Origin of the sequence: Bailinhaonella thermotolerans (genome assembly GCF_003594875.1) — a bacterium.
GTDB lineage: Bacteria > Actinomycetota > Actinomycetes > Streptosporangiales > Streptosporangiaceae > Bailinhaonella > Bailinhaonella thermotolerans.
In genome coordinates, this window is record NZ_QZEY01000017.1 from 74782 (window position 1) to 92382 (window position 17601).

Genomic DNA, 17601 nt, shown 5'->3' on the forward strand with positions numbered 1-17601 from the left:
GACCGAAGCGCACATGCCCACTTCGAGGCTCATGCGAAGGCCCCGGGGCAGTCCGATGTGGGCTGCGCTGTCTACCGGATCAGACCCCAGGCGTGCGCCTGGGGTCTGTGTGCTGCGGGGGCTCGGGCGGCGGGGACCGCGCCGGGTCAGCGGATCATCGCGGCGGCCACGTCCGGGAGTTCGGCTAGGCCGCCTTCGAAGGTCGGCGCCAGGAGCAGGATCGCCCGCCACAGCTGGTCCTCGGCATCCGCCGGCTGCCCCGGCAGGGCCGCCGCCAGTTCGGTGGCCAGCCGTTCGACGCGGGCGGTGAAGGCCTGCGCCCGCTCGGGGTCGGCCAGCTCCCAGGTGAGCGTGCTGAACGGAGCCCACGGGCGGGCACCAGAGTTCGGCGGCCGCGGCTCGTCCGCCTCCAGGCGGCGGTGCGCCGCCTCGGCGTCGTCCGCGCTGACCGTGCCCAGGGCGACGGCCCGGCTCAGGCGGCCGGCGGCGTACCCCCAGCGGGTGAAGCCGCAGGACCAGCGGACCAGTTCGCTGATCGTGCCGGGCAGCCACGTCTCGTTCATGTCCTTTTCCACCTGGGGGCTGAGGGGGTTGGCCATCAGCTCCAGCAGGTCGGTCCAGGAGTCGCCCTCATCGGCCCGGCGCAGGGCCTTGCCCAGGCACTTGCGCAGCAGCGGCGGCTCGTCCAGTTCGCTCAACGGCACCTGGACGTGGTAGCCGGGGTCGCCGGCGCGGGCCGCGACGGCCTCGTGGACGCTGTGGTGGTGCAGGTCCGTGTCCGGCCTGAACTGCAGCATGCCGGCGGGGCTGGCCGCGTCGGCGGCGGCCGCCGCCGAGATCGTCCGGGCGGCCTGTGTGGTGAGTGCGCGGTTCCACGCCGCCGAGACCGCCATCCATCCGGGGATGGGCGCGGTGAAGCGTTCGCCGTCCACGTCCAGGCGCAGCACCCGCGGCAGCAGGTCGTCGGTCAGCCAGTGGGTGCCCACGACCGCCTGCGCCACCGCGAGCGGGATCTGCGGGCGGGCGAGGACGGCCCGGACGGCCTGGGGCCGTTCGTGCATCAGGCGGGCGACCGGTTTGCGGCCGGCCGAGTCCGGGATCTGGGCGAGCGCGTCGATCACCACCGCGTCCGGGAGGATCTGCGCGGGCCAGCGTGCCGCCAGGTGGACGACGGCCTCGGGACCGGCCAGCAGCGCCAGCGGCCGCTTCAGGTCGGCGGGGATCGCGCCGGGGGTGCGCAGGCACAGCAGTTTGGCGATGGCCTTGCCGGCGCCGCCGGCGGGGTTCTTCTTCGCCGACTGCCGTTCGTACCAGGCCCGGATGGCCTCGGGCGGTACGGCGTTCGCGGCCACCATCTGCTGGACGACCTGGGCCCGCGTCTCACCCAGCAGCACCTGGCGGATCCGCCCGTCGTCCAGCGGCCGGTCCACCAGGGCCTTGGCCAGGGCCGCGTCCGGCTTGAGCGGCCCGCTCATGAGGTGCTCCCACGCGCCGCGGTCCAGGTTGGGGGCCAGCGCCAGGGCGGTGGCGTACCGCGGGTGGTCGCGCAGGATCGCCTCGTGCAGGCGCGGCGGCAGCGTACCGGCCCGGATGAAGGCGTCGGCTGCGGTGATGGCGTCCTCGAAGCGGCGCAATCTGGGGGCCACGTCCGATCAGTCCTTTCGTTGGGTTGACGACGCGCCCGACCGTCAACGCCGCGGCTCACCCGCCCAGCCGCGCGGCCGATCGCGGGCCCCCGCAATGCCCGCGCCGACGGTCGGCCCCATCACCGGCGCTGGGCGCGGCACGCGTCCCACGGCATCGAATGAGGGATGAAGGAGCGGCCGATGCGTGCGCAGGACGATCACCCCCATCGCCCGGATGGGGGTGATGCGCGTGGGGTCTTCCCGGGGCGCCGGTTGCACGCGTGCCACAGCTGCGCGCCCAGGGGCTCGGTGAGCCCGCGCCGCTGGAGCGACCGCCACCGGTGAGTCCTGCCGGTGGGCAGCAGCAGTTGCGCGTGCCGGGGGTCGGTCTCCGGGCCGGTGAGCAGGCGCACCCGTTCCGCCGCCAGATTCGGGTGCAAGGTGGCGGCGGTGCCGCTGCGGCTCGACTTCCGCAGGTTCCAGACGCCGGACAACACCCCCCTCTTGCCATGACATGGCGATATCGGGCTATCATCGCCATGTGGCGATTGATAGTGAGGCTGGCTCGTGCGTCAGCGCCGACATCGCCGCCGGTGTCCCTCCGGCGGCCGCGCTCTTCCGCTCCCTGGCCGATGAGAACCGGCTGCGCATCGTGCGACGGCTGGCCCGCGGCGAGGCCCGCGTGGTGGACCTGGTCGCCGAACTCGGCCTGGCCCAGTCCACCGTCTCCAAGCACCTGGCCTGCCTGCGCGACTGCGACCTGGTCGACTACCGCGCCGAAGGCCGCCAGTCCTTCTACAGCCTGACCCGGCCCGAGCTGATGGACCTGCTCGCCTCCGCCGAGCAGCTGCTGGCCGCCACCGGCCACGCCGTGGTGCTCCGCCCCACCCCCAGAGCCGCCCCCAGTGCCGCCGCCAGTGCCGTCCCTGGCGCCGTCCGCCCGGACGTCGAGCAACCCACCGGCGATGCGGTGGCATGAGCGCGATCGACCTGCCCGTCCCCGACGATCTGGCCGCCCCCTTTCAGGCCGCCTGACCCGCAACCCTTACCAGCACAAGGAGCATGCCGGTGGAGCAAGCGATTCCGTGGATGGCGTTGGCCGGGTGGGGGCTGGTCTACGGGCTGGCGGTCAGCGCCCTGTTCACCGCCGTCCTGTTCGGCGGCGCGCTGGCCGCCCGCGACTTCTTGGCGCAGGACTATCCGCCGGCCATCCGCGACCGCTACGGCGCGAAAAGCCCGCGCGGGCAACGCGTGGCCCGCGCGGCGACCATCATCGTCGCCCTCGGCGTGGTGGCCATCCTGGCCCTCGCGCTGACCCACCTGGCCAGGCTCGCCCCCGGCGCCGGGGTGCTCGCCGTATTCGTCTACGCCTGGATCATCCTGCAGACCTTCAACCTGTTCGACCTGGTCGTCCTGGACTGGCTCATCGTGGTCACCTGGCGGCCCGCCCTGGTCGTGCTGCCCGGCACCGAGGACATGCCCGAGTACCGTGACCTCGGCTTCCACGTGCGCGCCTTCGCCAAGGGCATCGTCATCTGCTCGATCGGCGCGGCCCTGACCGCCGGCCTGTATGCCGCGGTGAGCGCTCTGGGCTGACCGCTCAACCGAGGGCGGCCGCCGCCCGCGCAGCCGGGGGAAACCGCGTCCGGAGCGCGGCGTCGGCGCCCACAGCCCCGCCCATGCGCGCCAGGCTGCGCCCTGGCCAGCCCCGATCAGTACTCCGGCACCTCTGGAAGGGCGGAGCGCACCCCACCGGTTCCCAGCGCCGGGCCCGACGGCGAGCGGGAGGCCACCTGCTCGGCGTCGCCCAGCGCGCCGGCACCACCGCACCCGGCACCACCACCCCACGTCAGCGGCGCACGCCGCCAGGAAGGACACCCCGAGCGATGAAGGCCCCACCGTTGCGGCTGCCGGCCGGGGAGGCCGAGGCCGGACGGCCGAGCGGGCGTCCAGCAGCGTGACCGCCGCGAAGCGTCCGGCCCGGTGATCGGCAACAGCGTGCCGTCTGCGGTACGGCGCCGGGCCGCGTCCCCCCAGGACGCACAGTCTGCGAACCCGCCGGCGGCGCCCCACGCCGTGCCGGCCAGCCGCCCGCCAGCGCCGGCGACCGATCCTGCGCACCCGGCGGCCCGCTGGCAGGGCTGGGCGGCGATCACGCCGGGCCGGCTCTACTACGGCGGCCAGATCGGCGCCGCCGACCTGCACGCCCACCATGCCGCCCAGCTCCTGATCGGCGACGGACTCGTCTTGCGGGACGCCGACGGCGCCGAGCATGCCATGACGGCCGCGTTCATCCCGGCGAACACGCCCCATGCCATCGTGCGCGGCGCGTCCGGCGGACTGCTGGCCCTCATCGACCCGGCCCAGGCCGGGCCCGTGCGTGCTCACCCCCGTCTCCGGTCGGCGGCCGGCTGGGCCGTTGAGTTGGACGTTCCCGCCGTCTGGGACCTGCCCACGCTGCATGCTCTGGCCGACCGGCTGACCGGGGCGGCCCCGGCGTGTCCCCGCCATCCCGCGCTGATCCACGCCACCCAGGTCATCGACTCCCTGCTGCCCGCCCGCGTCCGGCTCGCCGAGGTGGCCCGCGCCGTGCACCTGTCCGACAGCAGGCTCTCCCACCTGTTCACCAGCCAGCTCGGGCTGCCGTTCCGGCCCTATGTGCTGTGGATGCGGCTCCGGATGGCGCTGTCGCCGCTGGCCGATGGGGCCACGCTGACCGAGGCCGCGCACGCGGCCGGGTTCGCCGACGCCGCTCACCTGACCCGGGTGGTCCGCCGGATGATGGGCCAGGCCCCCTCCACCCTGGCCGCCGGCGTCCAGTGGCTGACGGTGGCTCACGGTGGCTGACATAGCAGGTTCGTTCAAGCCCGCCGCCATGGGCTCGGCCAGGCTGGGTTCTCATGATTCTCGTGATCGGCGCCGGGCAGGCCGGGCTCGCGGCAGGCCGCGAGCTGCGCCTGGCCGGCCATGACGTGCTGCTGCTGGAAGCCCATCCGCGGCTGGGCGAGTCCTGGCGGCGCCGCTGGGACTCCCTGCGCCTGTTCACCCCCGCCCGGTTGAGCGGGCTGCCCGGCATGCCCCTGCCCGGCGGCGACCGTTACCCGGGCAAGGATGAGGTGGCCGACTACCTGCAGGCGTACGCGGCCCGCTTCGATCTGCCGGTCCAGCTCGGCACCACCGTGACCGAGCTGCGCCGTACCGGCGACGCCGGCTTCGAGGCGGTCACCGGCACCGGCATCCACACCGGTGACGGCGTCGTGGTCGCCACCGGGCCCTTCCAGCAGCCCCGTATCCCCGACCTGCCGCTCCCGTCCGGGATCGCCGCCCTGCACAGCGCCGACTACCGCAACCCCGACCAGCTGCCCGACGGCCCCGTCCTGGTGGTCGGCGGCGGGAACTCCGGCGTGCAGATCGCCGCCGAACTCGCCGCGACCCGGCCCGTCACCCTCGCCCTCGGCGCGCGGCAACCGGTCCTGCCGCAGCGCATCGCCGGCACCGACATCTTCACCTGGCTGCAGGCGCTCGGCCTGGTCCGCGCGCCGGTCACCAGCCGGCTCGGCCGCCGTATCCGCGACCGCGACCCCCTCATCGGCCTGGGCCCGCGTGGCCTGCGCCGGATAGGCGTGCGCATCGTCGACCGCATCACCGCGACCGATACCACGGCCGACGGCCCGCTGCTGCGCACCGCCTCCGGCCAGGCCCTCGCCCCGCGAAGCGTGATCTGGGCGACCGGCTACCGCCCCGACTACCGCTGGCTGCGCATCCCCGGCGCCCTGACCGACGACGGGCGGCCCCGCCACACCGGCGGGATCAGCCCGATGCCCGGCCTCACCTATATCGGCCTGCCCTTCCAGCGCTGCCGCGGCTCGGCCCTGCTCGGCTGGGTAGGCGAAGACGCCGCGCTGATCGCCCGGGCGTACACCGCTCAACGCGCCAGGTCACGACCCCGCTGAGCACGCCGCCCGCGCCGAACGGGGCCGGCCCGCCGGAGTCGGTCGTCCCATCGGTCGTCCCAGCCGGGCTCGTCCGGGCCGCGCAATAGCCCCGGGCCGATGTGGCCCGGGGCTGTCCTCACGGGGAGGTCATTCAGAGGTGGATGCGTCCTCGTCGTACGGGTCCGGCGGGGCGGACTCCTGGGCGTAGGCGCGCGCCAGGCCGCCCAGCAGGTCGGCGTCGGCGTAGATGCGGCGGATCTGGCGCTCCATGACCCAGAACGTCACCGCGGCGGCCAGCAGCGGCACGGCGGCCGCCACCGCCACGGCGGACTTGGGGCGCTCGCCGATGAGGCGCAGGGCGCGCGCCCCGCCGGTGCGGGCCAGGCCCGCGGCGGTCACCGCGCGCGAGCGGGCGGCGGCGCCGGCGCGCGCGGCCACGGGGGCCGCCTGCGCCAGCAGGGAACCAGCAGGCAGGTTCACGCTGAACTTCCTCTCCGTCGGTTGGCCAGGTTCACAGTGGCGGCGCGCCACCGGCCGCAAGACCGCCGGGCACGCGATCACCCCCGGTTCGGGCCGCGGAGGGTGCTCGTCCGGTGGGCTCAGGCGTCCAGCTCCAGGGCCTTCAGGGCGAGGCGGTGGCACTCGTCCCAGGAGCGGGCGCGCGGCCCGGGCAGGCCGGCGTTGTACGGGGCGTCCATGCAGACGGCCCGGCGCCCGGCCGCGCGCAGCGCGGCGATGTTGTGCGGCGCGTCGTCGAAGAACAGGTCCAGGTTCAGGCGGGACTTGTCGTCCAGGAAGCAGATCTGGTCGAACGCCAGATCGTGCTCCTCCAGCCAGGCCGCCGTGTCGGCCAGGACCTGGCCCGGGCTCAGCCGGTCGGCGCAGAGCCGGTGGGTGACGATGACGATCTGGACGCCGCGCTCGCGCAGGTCCCGCAGGGCCTCGCGGGCGCCGGGAAGCGGCGGCAGGTCCCGCAGCAGCCCGTCCTCCACCGCCTGGCAGTGGGCGTCGAAGTACTCGCCGTCGTGCGCGAATCCCCAGCCCGACTCCGCCAGCGACCAGCGGGCCGGGGCGGGCATCTGCTCCAGCGGAACGTTGTGGACCCGGTGCCGCCACGCGCGGAACGCCGTCCAGTACGCGCCGAGGGTGTCGTCGACGTCCACGCCGATGGCCTTCACAGGAGCGGTCATGCGCTGCCCTTCCTTTCGTTTCGGTGGTGCGGCGCCACCGTCGACGGCGCCCGCCGCGCGGCAACCGGCTGCGCCGCCGGCGCCTCCTGCGCGCCGGCCCGAGCCGTGCGGGAACGGCCGCGGCCCGCACGGTCGGCGGTGAAACCCGGCCCGAGGACGAGGAGGCGGTATCGCCATCGACGAGTACGACGGGCTGTGGCGCGAGGACATGCCCAACGTGATCGACCCGGTCAAGCGCGCCCGGCGGATCGTGCAGGAGTACATGGACCTGGTCCCGGCCGCCGCCGAGGGCTGGTTCGACCAGTCGCCCGAGGAGACGCCCGCGCTGTATCTGATGCGGGACCTGCTGCAGCTGCTGGCCACCATGGGCGTACGGCCCGGCCAGGCCGTCGGCCGGGCGGTCGCGCTGCTGTTCCCCGGCGAGTCGGCGGCCGCCACCGACCCGGCTCCCGCGGATGACCCATTCTGACGCCGATCCCCCGGCCGCCAGACCGCCACGCCCGGACATGCCTCGCGCGTGGTACGGCGAACGCTGAAGCCCCAGGCACGACGCCTGGGGCTTCACTACGGTGAGCGCGGGTCAGCGGCGATGACGCGTCGCCCGCCGGCCCCGCTGGTCGGTCGCGATGCTCATCGTGCCCTCCCCGGCGTCCCGGGCCGGGTGGGCTCCCTCTCCCGGAGTCAGCCGGCCCAGGTCACGTCGAAGATCCGCAGCACCTGCGCCGTCTCATCCAGGTAGAACGACACCAGGCCGCGCCCGTCGCCGAAGGTCGTGCGGCGGAAGCGCCGGTCGTCGGCGATCACCCGCGCGTCCCACGGCCGCTCCAGCAGGTCGGCGACCCGGGACACCAGCGCGTCCAGCGCGGCGTCGGGCAGCCCGCCCATCTGCGCCAGCGCGGCCGTGTGGAACTCGACGCGGTAGCTCACCGGGAGGTCGGCCAGCGCGTCACGCGCGCGGCCTCGGCCTCGTCCACGAACCCCTCACCGGTGATCGCCGCCTGGGCGCGTGCGGCGTAGTCCGGCTGAGCCGCGGCGATCGCGTACAGCCGCCACTCGGCCAGCATGGCGCGCAGCTTCCGGTACCCCCACGGCTCATGGGCGGCGTCGACGGCCCGGTGATACTCGGCCCAGAAGCGGGCACGGTCGTCACCGGAGAGCATGGCCCCGATGTCGTCAGGGTCGGGGTCCGCGGAGTGCACGGGCTGCGCCGTCATGCTTCCCAGCCTACTGCCTGCCGGGTCGGGGGCCGGTCTCTGATCCTGGTGCGCGGACGGCCGAAGCCCCAGGCGTTCTGCCCGGGGCTTCGCTTCGAGGGCGGGGGTCAGCGGCGGCGGCGTAGTTGTCGCTCGACCTCGGTCACCAGGTCGCCGACCGTGCGGGCGCGTTCGACGTCGCCCTGGCGCATCCGCACCTCCAGGCTCCTCTCGATCTCCCGCGAGACCTTGTCGGCGATCTGGCCCTGGACGCCCAGCTCCTCCAGGTCCAGATTGTTGTAGATCGCCGAGGCGGGGCGGCGCGTCTCGCGGGCGATGATGGAATGCAGGGTGCGCTCGATGTCCCGTCTGGTTACCTCGCTCATGGGGTTCCCTTCTCGTGCAGACGGCTGTCTCCGGGCCACGCGCGTTCCGTTCGCGGGCCTGCTGTTCCCGACGCTGACGGCGCCGCTGCGGCGCACAAGGCTTCCGCGCGCGATTCGTCGCCGTGCGGTCTCGTCGCGGCTCCAGCCCTTCGTGCGGCCGGGGCATGACGAGGGAGGGTGGGTCCGTGGACCCACCCTCCGGTGACGGGCGCCGCTTCGGCCGGGGTCAGCCCAGCCAGGTCAGGGCCGCGTAGTTGATGACGAGGTGCATCGTGTTGTCCACCACGATGACCAGCCACTCGGGCGTCGGCGGCGGTTCCGGGGCGCCGGCCTGCTCCCTCCGGTAGGAGGGGGGAGCCAGCAAGTTGTTCTTCACCCGGATCACGTGCTTGGCCACGCGGTAGTGGTCCAGTACGGCGTGGGTGCCGCCGATCACCAGCAGCGCCCACGGCGACTGGGTGATCAGCAGGAACGGCAGCGAGTACATCAGGCCGTGCACGATGGCCGGCCACCACCGCCTGAACTTCTGGGTGGCCATCCACTCGGACTGCAGGACGTAGTCGCCCACCAGGTGGGCGAGGAAGGACTCGGCCACCATCACGCCGCCACCTCCTGCGGGGCGTAGGGGCGGAGCTCGTCCAGCAGGCGCTGGGCGATGCCGGGCCGGTTCGAGGTGGTGAGGAGCTCGGGCCGGCACGACAGGTGCACCTTGCCGTCCCGCTCGGTGACGGTGAAGCCGTCCTGGTCGGTCTTGGTGTAGACGATCGTGTCCGGGTCCAGTCCGGCGCCGCGCGCCCAGATCCGGACGACCATCGCGGCGTTGTCGGGGTGGAGCGGTTCCACGGGGTCGGTGGTCTCGCGGACGTGGACGCCGTCGACGATGGTGGGCACAGTTCCTCCCTGTTTGGTGTGTACGTTGCATTCGCACACCGTTGGGGGGTCGGGATGCCGACCAAGGACACGTGCCCTTCATCACCCGGCGGGGTTCCCCGCAGGGCCGGACGTCACGCCGGGGGCCCGCGGGGTCTGCCCGTCACATCTTCGGCCTGCTCGTCCCGGTCACGAACCGCCGGTCAGGCGCGAGGCCAGGTCGCCCATGGCCGCCTCGGGGGTGTCCCCCACGCCGACGCGGGACCCGTTCTCCGCCCACCACGCCGACGCCACCACGTCGGAGCCGAACGCCTCGCCCGGCACCTCCCCGGCGGGGCAGGGGAAGCACGCCCACTCCCCGCCCTCGTACACGCCCGCGTACCGGGTCTCCCGCACGGTCGCCCGTCCCGCCCGGACCATCTCCTCCACATCCACGATGCGATCCCTTCTCCCGTGGCCACGCTCATCATGCCGGTCCGCCCGGATGCCGCAGCACCGTCCCCGCCCGCCCCGGCCCGCCCCCGCCCGGCCCGGCGTCCGCCTTCCGGTCGCCCGCGACCGGACCGCGCCCCCGTTCACGGGCCAGACCGCCCAGACCGTCCCCCCACACCTCCCTGACCGCCCAGCCGCGCTTCTCCGCCCGCCCCACGGCTCGGCCGGCGCCCCGGCCCCCTCCGGTCAGCGGCGCCTGCCCTTCTCACGCCCACGCCAGACGAGCACGTGCGCGTACGCCGCCGGCCGGCGCCGTCCCGGACGATGCCGTCATCGTTTCCCCCCGCCGCCACCCCGCGCGGCCGCCTGCGTGACCGCCGCCTTCCGTCCGGCGTCGTCTTCCTCGCGCATGCCCGGCATGACCGCTTCACACATTTGCACCCGGCCTGAGCCGGCCACCGCCACCGCGGGCCAGGACCGCGGTGGCCTCGCCAGGGCCCATCGGCGCGACGGAACGGCGCGCGTTCATGGTGCTCTGGGGAGGGCGCGCGGGAGGGGCTCTGTCATCACCAGGCCCGGCCACCCCGCCGGGGCCCGGCCCCGGCGGGGAGAGCGGGAAGTGCTCCTCCGCGGCCTGGCCGGGGAACCGGTCGGCGCCTCGCTCCATCCGCGGCGGGCGGCGGGCGCCACGACGCCTGGCTGACCGGGCGGTCCGGTGTTCCGCGCCGCGCCCGGTCGGCCACTCCCGGCACCCTCGCGTCCGCTGAGGCGGCCCCGCGCTGGACGGGGCCGGTCTCCCCCGCCCAGCGCCGAACCGCAAACCCGCCGCCCGCCCGCCCGTGCGCGGGCGGCGCTGCCCTCGGCGCGGTCCGGCCGCCCGTGCCCCGTGGGCCCGCCTGTTGCCTGAGGCCTGCCGTACGGACGGTTCCCCTCAGGCCGGACAACAGGAGAGGACATGGTCAACAGCACGGGCCTGTCAGCGCGGGAGCAGCAGGCCGCGGCCGAGGTGTACCGGCTGCTTCCGCCCGCCGCGCAGGCCGAGATCATCCGCACGACCGACGTGGACATGTGCGCGCGGCTCATCGGTTCCCAGGCCGAGGGGGCGCTGCCGCCTGAGGTGCTGGCGGCGGCCCTGTCCCGGGACGAGGAGGCGGTGCTGTGGCAGCTCGCCCAGCGCGCCGATCTGCCGGCCGACGCCGTGCGCGCCCTGGCCGCGGACGGCAGCCCGGCCCGGCGACGGTCCCTGGCCGAGAACCGCAGCCTGCCGCCGGACGTCGCCGAACGTCTGTTCATCGTGGGAGACGACGCCGTCCGGTGCCGCCTGTTCGCCAACCCGGTCGTCCCGGGCGCGGTCAAGCGCCGCATCATCGAGGGCGCCTCGCCCCTGATCCGGGGCGTTCCCGCGGCGCTGCACCGGGACCTCGACAAGCCCGAGTTCGCGCTGTGGTGCGCCAGGTCCCGCGACTCCCGGCTGGTGCCGCGGGCCCTGAACCACGTGGCCGAGCTCAGCCAGGCCCGCCAGATCGCGCTCCTGCGGGCCGTCATCCACCCGCCCCGGCTGCCGGTCGAACAGGTCATGGCCCGCGGGGGATGGCGCGACCCCTGCCACACGCTGCTCACCGGGGCCGTGGCGCTGGCCCGCTCGGCGGGCGAGGACGCGGCCCTGAGCCATCTGCGCCGGGAGCTGTCCGCGCTCGGCCCGCTCGCCGAGCACCCGCTGGACGAGGCGCGGCTGCTGCCGTTCCCCGACGAGCTGTGGGCCCTGCGGCAGCGGGAACTGCCCTGGCGGGACCTGACGGCCGCGGCGGCGCGCCGGCGGCTGTCGCCGGCGGGCTGCGCCGTGCTGCTCGCCCGCCCCGACCGGACCCCGCTGTTCACCGCCATGGCCCTCCTGGCCTACCTGGACGAGCCGCTGAGCCGGGATCTGGTGGTGACGCCGGACGAGCTCGCCGAGCTGTTCTCCGCGGCGCGGCACGACCCGGACCGCCGGGCGGCCGTGGCGGCCAAGCTGCTGGCCGAGACACCGCGCGTGGGCGCCTACGACCTGGTCTGCCATCTGCCCGCGCGGGAGGCGTTGACGGCCGTGCGGGACTGCAGGGGTGAGCTGCGGGAGTCGCGGCTGGCCGAGCTGGCCGGCGGGCTCCGCCGGGCGCTGGGAGAGACCGCACGGCCGTGGGCGGTGCTGGACGGGCTGATCCGCCAGGGCACGGGCACGCTGGGCGAATGCGTCGCCCGGGCCGCCCGCGAGGAGTGAGTCCACTCGGACACCGCGGGGCCGGCCTGGCCGGCCCCGCGGTTCACCGTCCCCGGCCGTGCGCGGACCTGGGGGTCCGGGCCTGGACGAGTTTCAGCCGGTCGCCGTCCACCTGGTAGCTGGTGACGGAGGTCGCCCTGTGCGCTCCCTGGGTCATCCGGCCGGCGATCACGTCGACCTTCTGCCCGTCCGCCACCGGGATGAGGGTGACCGACCGCTGGTGCTCCTTGCCTTTGTCGGGGAGCTTGCGCACCTCGTCCAGCAGCACGTCGGGATGCTCCCAGCACCAGTGGTCGTCCACGTGGGCGAACACGCAGTCGTGCGAGGTGGCCGAGCGCCGGCGGATGGAGCCCGGGCAGACCAGGATGCCGCCGGCGAGGTACGGCTGCCCCGCGATCCCGCGATGGGTGAAGGCGTCGGCGAACGCGGCCTCGCACAGCGCCTCGGGGTCGGCGCTGAGGACGGCCCGGCGGACCTGCTCGGCGCGGACGAGCTCGGCGACCTCCCGCAGCTGGGCGTCGGACCAGGCGCGCACCTGCTCATCACCAAGGGGTACGGCGGGGCCGCCCGGTGCGGGCCCGGGATCGGGGCGGTCTGGCGGCTGCGGGCGGGAACCGAGCACGGCCCGCTGCCCCGGAGTGAGGGGCGCGGCGGATGGCGGAGTCATGAGCAGGACGGTGCGGGTGCCCCCGGATCCGGCAGCGCGAGGGCGGACCCGGCGGCGCGAGGTCCGTGCCGTGCCGGGGCCGCCGCGAACGGTAGGCGGCGTCATTTCCTCATCGGCGCGCACCGGTGCGCGTCACTGGAGGCGCTTGGAGCGACATGTCACTACCTCCGCAACTGCAAAACATTCAGGACCAGTGGGCCCGGCTCGAGGCGCAGGTGCGGGCCGGCGAGCTGGACTACGCCGCGGCGCTGCAGCGGATCTGGGAGGTCCACGCCACCGACGCCGACGGCTACGTGTGGCTGTACGACCCCTCCTCCGATCCGGGCCGGCAATGGGGGCGCGGGCGCCCCGGGGAGACGCCGGTGGCCACCGATCCGGCGGCGTTCCGTGGCACGGCGGCCCCGATGTGGCCGGCCACGATCGAACAGCCCCCCGCCGAGGAGCCGGACGCCGCGCCGCAGGACGCCGCCGCGCCGGCCGCGTCGCCGTCCTCGCGGCTCAGCCTGCCCGACGTCCCCAAGAAGACCATGGCGATGCTCGGCGGCGGCCTCGCCCTGGCCGCCGTCCTCGGCGTGGCCGCGCTGAACTCCGGCGGCGAGGAGCCCCCGGCGCCGCCCAAGCCGCCGGCCACGTCCGCGCCGGCGCCGCCCGCCGCCTCGCAGCCGCCGGTGGAGCCCGCCGCGCCCCTGACGCCCGGCTACCCCATCCCCAGCTGGGCCGACATCGAGCGGATCCTGGCCGAGCTGCGGTCCGGGGACGTGGCCCGCGTCTCACAGGTGGTCGCCGACCCCGGCTCGGACCAGGTCCGCCAGCAGTGGGCGGCCGTGCTCAAGCAGTGGCACGACAGCGGCCGGCAGATCCAGGCCAGCGGGCTGGTGGGCCGCCCGGACGGGACGGCGCTGCAGATCTGGGCGCTGACCGCGCCGGACAAGAAGGCGGGCCCGGCCGCCCAGGCCGAGGTGGTGTGGGTTCAGGCCGATGGCGTCTGGAAGCTCAAGAAGCTGCCGGTCTTCCGCGCCGTGGCCTGACCGGCCGCCCCCGCGGCCCCTCCCCCGCCGACACACGCCAGATCCCAGGCCCCGCGCAGGAGCCTGGGATCTTCCGCTGCCCGGAGCCCCGCACCGGGTGGCGGCAGGCGAGGCCGGGGGGCCGTCACGGCGCGAGGCGGCCCTCGTGGAATGCGGCGGCCCGGACGGCCAGTTCGGCGGCCGCGGCCGCCTTGGCCGCCAGGTCCGACCCCGCCGGCAGGCGCGCGAACGCGAGGGTGAAGCGGCCATCGCCCGCGCCGCGGCGGGTGATGGCCACGGTGGCGTCGATCGAGGCGTCGGTGTGCACGACGACCCCCTGGGCCGCGTCGGCCACCCCCTTGGGGGTGTTCCCGGAGTCGTACAGGGTCTGGCCGAGGACGGCCATGACCACGCTCGGCCGCTCGATCACCTTGGCGTCCGCGTCGCCCAGCTCCCAGCCCTCGGGCAGCGCCTGGCGCAGCCGGGCCCGCACGACGAGCTCGAACGCCTGGTGATCGCGCCAGTTCCGCCCCGACCTCTGCCGGCGGTAGTTGCTCTTGGACGTCAGCGACAGCGGGACCTCGACGGCGAACGCCTGGTCCCAGCACGGGTGTTCAGCCAGTTCCATCGGCTCGACCGTGCGCGCCGCCGCCGCGGCCGCACCCTCGCGGACCTGCCCCTCTCCCCCGTGCCGCCCGGGATCGTCCGTGCCGCCCAGGAGCCGGTCGCGGAGGACCGGCGCGCTGACACCGCCGGGCCCGCCCGCGGACCGGCGTGTGGGCGGGCATGGTCAGGCCGGGCGGGGTCAGGCCGGGCGGGTGATCACCAGGTCGTCGAGGATGAGGGTCACCGGGGCGTTGACGGTCTTGCGAGACAGGTAGGTGCCCACGCCGGGGATGCCCGTCGCCTGGAGGCCGGCGGTGGTGTCGGTCGTGGCGGCCTGCCAGTCGGGTTCGGGGGTGCCGGCCTGCCAGACCTTGGCGCGCAGAGTGGTGGGGCCGGTGCCGGTCACCTGGACGCGGACTCGGATGGGGCTGCGGGAGGTGAGACCGGGGATCTTCCGCCAGGGGGTGATGCGGGTCTCGGTGTTCTTGAGGTCGGTCCGCATGAGCTGGAGCCCCACGTCGCCCTCCGGATTGAGGGTCAGGTGGGCGCTGTACGCTCCGGCGCCGGCGACCTTCCGCCCCACCGCCGTGACGAACAGCCAGCCGTTCACCGTCTTGTCGGTGCTGAAGGTGAAGGCCAGATCCGTCCGCTGTTCCCGCACCGCGGGGAGGTGGGCGCTCCCGCCTGTTCCGGGGGCGGGCAGGGTGATGCGGGCCGATCCGCCCTTCACCGCGTAGGTGCCTTGCGGGCTGCCGACCGCCCACGCGCCGCCGCTGCCGGCCTCGCCGAACCCCTCCGGGACCGCGCGCTCGAAGTCGTCGGTGACCAGCGGTTCGCCCGTCTGGCCCGTACCCGCGCCGGCCGTCGCGCCCGGGCTCGCCGGGACCTGCCGGGCGGGCGGGGAGGTCGCACCCGGGGCGGCCTGGCCTCCCGCGTCGTCGGAGCCGAGCGGGTTCAGCCACACCACCAGGCCCGAGGCCGCCACCAGCGCCCCGGCCACCGCCGCCCCGATCAGCCACCCCCGCGACCTCGATCCCGTACGGCTCCCGCCCGCCGGGCCCGCGGCACCGATCCCGCCCGCCGGGTTCCCGGCCTCCCCGGTACGGCTCACGCCGGCCACGCCCGCGGCCTCTCCGGCGCGGTGTGCGCCGGTCGTGCCCGTGACGTCCCCGGTACGGCTCGCGCCCGGCACGTCCCCCGGCTCCGGGGTGAGGGCGGCGCGGGCCGCGTCCAGGATCGGGGACGGGGTGGCGGCGGTGGACTCGATCAGGCTCAGCAGGATCTGGCGCGCGCTGGGGCGGGACCCGGGGTCCTTGGCGAGCGCGCCGGCGACGACGTCACGCAGACGGGGAGGGAGCGGGGTGAGGTCGGGGTCGTGGTTGAGGATGCGGCCGACCACCACGGGGACGGTCTCGGCGTCGAAGGGCGAGTGGCCGGTCGCCGCGAACAGCATCGTGGCGCCCCAGGCGAACACGTCCGAGGCAGGGGACGCCTCGTGGCCCTGGACCTGCTCGGGCGCCAGGTACGCCGGGGTGCCGGTGGCGTCCCCGGTCAGGGTGCCGGCCGCCGGCTGCCAGACGATGCCGAAGCCGACCACGCGCGGGCCGTCCGGCGCGAGCAGGACGTTACCGGGCCTGAAATCGCGGTGCGCCACTCCGGCGGCGTGGATCGCGGCCAGGGCCGTCGCCGTGCCGACGAACACCCGCTCCAGGTCGCCGCCGTGCAGCGGCCCCCCGCCGCGGACCCGTTCCGCGAGCGACTGCCCGTCCACGTACTCGCTGACGACGTACGGCCGGGGGCCGTCCAGGGACGCGCCCAGCACGCGGGCCGTGCAGAAGGAGGCGACCTCGCGCACGGCCGGGAGCTCACGAGACAGGCGTTCGCGGGCCTCCTCGTCACCGCGCGGCAGGACCTTGACGGCCACGGGACGACCGGCGGGGTCGTGCGCGAGGTAGACCGCCGCCCGCTCGCCCTCGCCGAGCCGGCCCGCCACAACGTACTCACCGAAATGCCCGGGATCATCGGGCTTCAAGGGGTGCGTCATGCCCCATAACCTACTGATCCACTTTTGCGCGGCCGCGTCCGGTGGCGATCAAGAGGGACGCGAGCGCGATCGCCGCTGATCACGCCCGGCACGATCGGTGATGAGCCATCGGGCCGGGCCGGACGCGTCGGCGCGTCCATGCCGCCGGCCCTGGACGGCGGGGCTCGGATTCGGGAATGGCGGCGCCCTCCCACCGACCCGGCCGGACCGATTCCAGTGAGCCGTTTCGGCGCGCCGACAGCCCGCGGAACATGAGCGTCGCTGGCGCCCGTGCGCTTTTCCCCGCCTTTTACCGCCCTGCTCAGCGGCCCGTCACGGACCGGTCACGCGCCCCCTGCGCGCCGTTCGAATGGCGGCCCCGGGGCGTTCACGAACCGGCGGGCGAGTCACCCGGGCAAGTCGGGCACACAAAGGGCTTATTGCCCCAGTAAGCGTTCACTCTGCTTTATGCGTTAGTATCCGGCGCCTGGCGCAAGATCGATTTCTCTGCGTTCGAGGGAGCAGTGGTGCTCAACACTTTGACGTCACCCCCTGCCCGGGTGCTGATAGCCGATGATGACGTCAACCTGGTCCACATGGTGCGCACGTTGCTGCGCGCCGAAGGCCACACGACACTCGGCGTGCTCGACGGCGAAACGGCGCTGAAGACGGTGCGGAGCAGCCCCGTCGACCTGCTGATCTTGGACATCAACATGCCGGGGCTGGACGGGCTCAACCTGCTGCTCAACATCCGCTCGTCCGGGAACATGACCCCGGTGATCTTCTTGACCGCCAAGACGGAGCCCTCGCACCAGCGCCTGGGCCTGGACCTCGGCGGAGACGACTACGTGACCAAACCCTTCGACCCCGCCCTGCTGGCGGCCCGGGTGCGCAGCCTGCTGAGGCGTTCCCGGCTGACCCCGCGCCCGTCGGTGCTGACGGTCGAGGACCTGGTCATCGACGTGGACGCGCGCACCGTGACCGCCGCCGGGTCCCCGGTCACGCTCTCCCCGCTGGAGTTCGAGCTGCTGGTGGCGCTGGCGAACAACGCCGGCAAGGCGGTGCGCCGCCAGGACCTGCTGCGCAGCGTGTGGGGGACCCAGGGGTCGGCCAAGTCGCTGACCGAGCACGTGCGGCGCCTGCGCGGCAAACTCGACGCCGCCGGGTCCACCGGGCTGATCTCGACCATCAACGGCGTGGGCTACAAGCTCGGCTGAGCCCCGCCGCCCCTCCCCCGGCCCTCCGCCCCGGCCCTCCCCCGGCCTCGGCGGCGGGCCGGGGCGGCGGCCGTCCCGCGGCGCCGCCACTCACGGCGCCGATCCCCGCGGCACCGATCCCCGCGGCACCGTGACCCGCGCGGCGACGGGCGCACAGTCCCGGGAAAGGCACAGTCCCGGCAGAGACGGTGCCGGA

21 protein-coding genes are annotated in these 17601 nt (G+C 74.9%); 8 read left to right on the forward strand and 13 right to left on the reverse strand.

Going from position 1 to position 17601, the window contains the following annotated elements; genetic code table 11:
- Window positions 1–146: 146 nt before the first annotated feature.
- Together D5H75_RS31320 and D5H75_RS40985 are read right to left on the reverse strand one after the other, a co-directional pair.
- The gene (locus tag D5H75_RS31320) at window positions 147–1646 is read right to left on the reverse strand and encodes a hypothetical protein (protein WP_147425325.1); all 1500 of its coding nucleotides are present in this window, start codon (window positions 1644–1646) and stop codon (window positions 147–149) included.
- 197 nt (window positions 1647–1843) lie between these two features.
- On the reverse strand, window positions 1844–2119 hold the full coding sequence (locus D5H75_RS40985; RefSeq protein ID WP_147425326.1) for a hypothetical protein: 276 nt from the start codon (window positions 2117–2119) through the stop codon (window positions 1844–1846).
- A 53-nt stretch (window positions 2120–2172) separates the two neighbouring features.
- Here D5H75_RS40985 and D5H75_RS31325 point away from each other — a divergent pair, with 53 nt between their 5' ends.
- From D5H75_RS31325 to D5H75_RS31340, 4 genes are all read left to right on the forward strand, one after another.
- Window positions 2173–2604, forward strand: a complete 432-nt coding sequence (locus tag D5H75_RS31325) for an ArsR/SmtB family transcription factor (protein WP_422674067.1) — start codon at window positions 2173–2175, stop codon at window positions 2602–2604.
- 89 nt (window positions 2605–2693) lie between these two features.
- Window positions 2694–3221 (forward strand): hypothetical protein, encoded by a 528-nt coding sequence (locus D5H75_RS31330; RefSeq protein ID WP_147425327.1) that lies wholly within the window; start codon window positions 2694–2696, stop codon window positions 3219–3221.
- 480 nt (window positions 3222–3701) lie between these two features.
- Complete coding sequence (locus D5H75_RS31335; RefSeq protein ID WP_119930186.1) at window positions 3702–4472, forward strand: helix-turn-helix transcriptional regulator; 771 nt, start codon at window positions 3702–3704, stop codon at window positions 4470–4472.
- Window positions 4473–4525: 53 nt separating this feature from the next.
- Entirely contained in the window at window positions 4526–5578 is a 1053-nt protein-coding gene (locus D5H75_RS31340; RefSeq protein ID WP_119930187.1) for a flavin-containing monooxygenase, read from the forward strand.
- Between the two features lie 129 nt (window positions 5579–5707).
- Here the strand turns inward: D5H75_RS31340 and D5H75_RS31345 are convergent, their stop codons facing one another.
- Both D5H75_RS31345 and D5H75_RS42105 read right to left on the reverse strand, forming a co-directional pair.
- Window positions 5708–6040 (reverse strand): hypothetical protein, encoded by a 333-nt coding sequence (locus tag D5H75_RS31345; RefSeq protein WP_119930188.1) that lies wholly within the window; start codon window positions 6038–6040, stop codon window positions 5708–5710.
- A 119-nt stretch (window positions 6041–6159) separates the two neighbouring features.
- Entirely contained in the window at window positions 6160–6750 is a 591-nt protein-coding gene (locus D5H75_RS42105) for a 5' nucleotidase, NT5C type (RefSeq protein WP_202638687.1), read from the reverse strand.
- A 208-nt stretch (window positions 6751–6958) separates the two neighbouring features.
- Here D5H75_RS42105 and D5H75_RS42110 point away from each other — a divergent pair, with 208 nt between their 5' ends.
- Window positions 6959–7219 carry a hypothetical protein gene (locus D5H75_RS42110; RefSeq protein ID WP_202638688.1) on the forward strand — a complete coding sequence of 87 codons (261 nt, stop codon included), beginning with the start codon at window positions 6959–6961 and terminating at the stop codon, window positions 7217–7219.
- 212 nt (window positions 7220–7431) lie between these two features.
- Here D5H75_RS42110 and D5H75_RS31355 read toward each other — a convergent pair whose 3' ends face one another.
- The 6 genes from D5H75_RS31355 to D5H75_RS31380 all read right to left on the reverse strand — a co-directional run bounded on the left by D5H75_RS31355 (window position 7432) and on the right by D5H75_RS31380 (window position 9634).
- On the reverse strand, window positions 7432–7677 hold the full coding sequence (locus D5H75_RS31355; protein WP_119930190.1) for a hypothetical protein: 246 nt from the start codon (window positions 7675–7677) through the stop codon (window positions 7432–7434).
- Window positions 7674–7964, reverse strand: a complete 291-nt coding sequence (locus D5H75_RS31360; protein WP_119930191.1) for a DUF6247 family protein — start codon at window positions 7962–7964, stop codon at window positions 7674–7676. The genes D5H75_RS31355 and D5H75_RS31360 overlap by 4 nt, the downstream gene beginning before the upstream one ends.
- A gap of 107 nt (window positions 7965–8071) precedes the next feature.
- The gene (locus D5H75_RS31365) at window positions 8072–8329 is read right to left on the reverse strand and encodes a phosphopantetheine-binding protein (RefSeq protein ID WP_119930192.1); all 258 of its coding nucleotides are present in this window, start codon (window positions 8327–8329) and stop codon (window positions 8072–8074) included.
- Window positions 8330–8555: 226 nt separating this feature from the next.
- Entirely contained in the window at window positions 8556–8927 is a 372-nt protein-coding gene (locus D5H75_RS31370) for a DUF3307 domain-containing protein (protein WP_119930193.1), read from the reverse strand.
- Complete coding sequence (locus tag D5H75_RS31375) at window positions 8927–9220, reverse strand: hypothetical protein (RefSeq protein ID WP_119930194.1); 294 nt, start codon at window positions 9218–9220, stop codon at window positions 8927–8929. Before D5H75_RS31375 ends, D5H75_RS31370 begins: the two co-directional genes overlap by 1 nt.
- Window positions 9221–9388: 168 nt before the next feature.
- Entirely contained in the window at window positions 9389–9634 is a 246-nt protein-coding gene (locus tag D5H75_RS31380) for a hypothetical protein (RefSeq protein ID WP_147425329.1), read from the reverse strand.
- A gap of 952 nt (window positions 9635–10586) precedes the next feature.
- Here D5H75_RS31380 and D5H75_RS31385 point away from each other — a divergent pair.
- Entirely contained in the window at window positions 10587–11885 is a 1299-nt protein-coding gene (locus tag D5H75_RS31385) for a hypothetical protein (RefSeq protein ID WP_119930196.1), read from the forward strand.
- Between the two features lie 43 nt (window positions 11886–11928).
- Here D5H75_RS31385 and D5H75_RS31390 read toward each other — a convergent pair whose 3' ends face one another.
- The gene (locus tag D5H75_RS31390; protein ID WP_119930197.1) at window positions 11929–12420 is read right to left on the reverse strand and encodes a hypothetical protein; all 492 of its coding nucleotides are present in this window, start codon (window positions 12418–12420) and stop codon (window positions 11929–11931) included.
- A gap of 287 nt (window positions 12421–12707) precedes the next feature.
- Between D5H75_RS31390 and D5H75_RS31395 the strand changes: the two genes are divergently transcribed.
- Complete coding sequence (locus tag D5H75_RS31395; protein WP_147425330.1) at window positions 12708–13580, forward strand: hypothetical protein; 873 nt, start codon at window positions 12708–12710, stop codon at window positions 13578–13580.
- 124 nt (window positions 13581–13704) lie between these two features.
- On the opposite strand, the gene D5H75_RS31400 is transcribed toward D5H75_RS31395, so the two are convergent.
- Complete coding sequence (locus D5H75_RS31400; protein WP_119930199.1) at window positions 13705–14187, reverse strand: hypothetical protein; 483 nt, start codon at window positions 14185–14187, stop codon at window positions 13705–13707.
- Between the two features lie 177 nt (window positions 14188–14364).
- A complete protein-coding gene (locus D5H75_RS44355) occupies window positions 14365–16209 on the reverse strand; it encodes a serine/threonine protein kinase (protein ID WP_119930200.1) in 1845 nt (614 codons plus the stop codon).
- A gap of 506 nt (window positions 16210–16715) precedes the next feature.
- Between D5H75_RS44355 and D5H75_RS31410 the strand changes: the two genes are divergently transcribed.
- Window positions 16716–17405 (forward strand): response regulator transcription factor, encoded by a 690-nt coding sequence (locus D5H75_RS31410; protein WP_147425331.1) that lies wholly within the window; start codon window positions 16716–16718, stop codon window positions 17403–17405.
- The last annotated feature ends 196 nt before the right edge of the window (window positions 17406–17601 follow it).

What these genes read in the sequence shown, in the direction of transcription:
- D5H75_RS31340 (WP_119930187.1), top strand. Translation starts at nt 4,526, where the DNA reads ATGATTCTCGTGATCGGCGCCGGGCAGGCCGGGCTCGCGGCAGGCCGC.
- D5H75_RS42105 (WP_202638687.1), bottom strand. Translation starts at nt 6,750, where the DNA reads ATGACCGCTCCTGTGAAGGCCATCGGCGTGGACGTCGACGACACCCTC.
- D5H75_RS42110 (WP_202638688.1), top strand. Translation starts at nt 6,959, where the DNA reads ATGCCCAACGTGATCGACCCGGTCAAGCGCGCCCGGCGGATCGTGCAG.
- D5H75_RS31360 (WP_119930191.1), bottom strand. Translation starts at nt 7,964, where the DNA reads ATGACGGCGCAGCCCGTGCACTCCGCGGACCCCGACCCTGACGACATC.
- D5H75_RS31365 (WP_119930192.1), bottom strand. Translation starts at nt 8,329, where the DNA reads ATGAGCGAGGTAACCAGACGGGACATCGAGCGCACCCTGCATTCCATC.
- D5H75_RS31370 (WP_119930193.1), bottom strand. Translation starts at nt 8,927, where the DNA reads ATGGTGGCCGAGTCCTTCCTCGCCCACCTGGTGGGCGACTACGTCCTG.
- D5H75_RS31385 (WP_119930196.1), top strand. Translation starts at nt 10,587, where the DNA reads ATGGTCAACAGCACGGGCCTGTCAGCGCGGGAGCAGCAGGCCGCGGCC.
- D5H75_RS31395 (WP_147425330.1), top strand. Translation starts at nt 12,708, where the DNA reads ATGTCACTACCTCCGCAACTGCAAAACATTCAGGACCAGTGGGCCCGG.
- D5H75_RS31400 (WP_119930199.1), bottom strand. Translation starts at nt 14,187, where the DNA reads ATGGAACTGGCTGAACACCCGTGCTGGGACCAGGCGTTCGCCGTCGAG.
- D5H75_RS44355 (WP_119930200.1), bottom strand. Translation starts at nt 16,209, where the DNA reads ATGACGCACCCCTTGAAGCCCGATGATCCCGGGCATTTCGGTGAGTAC.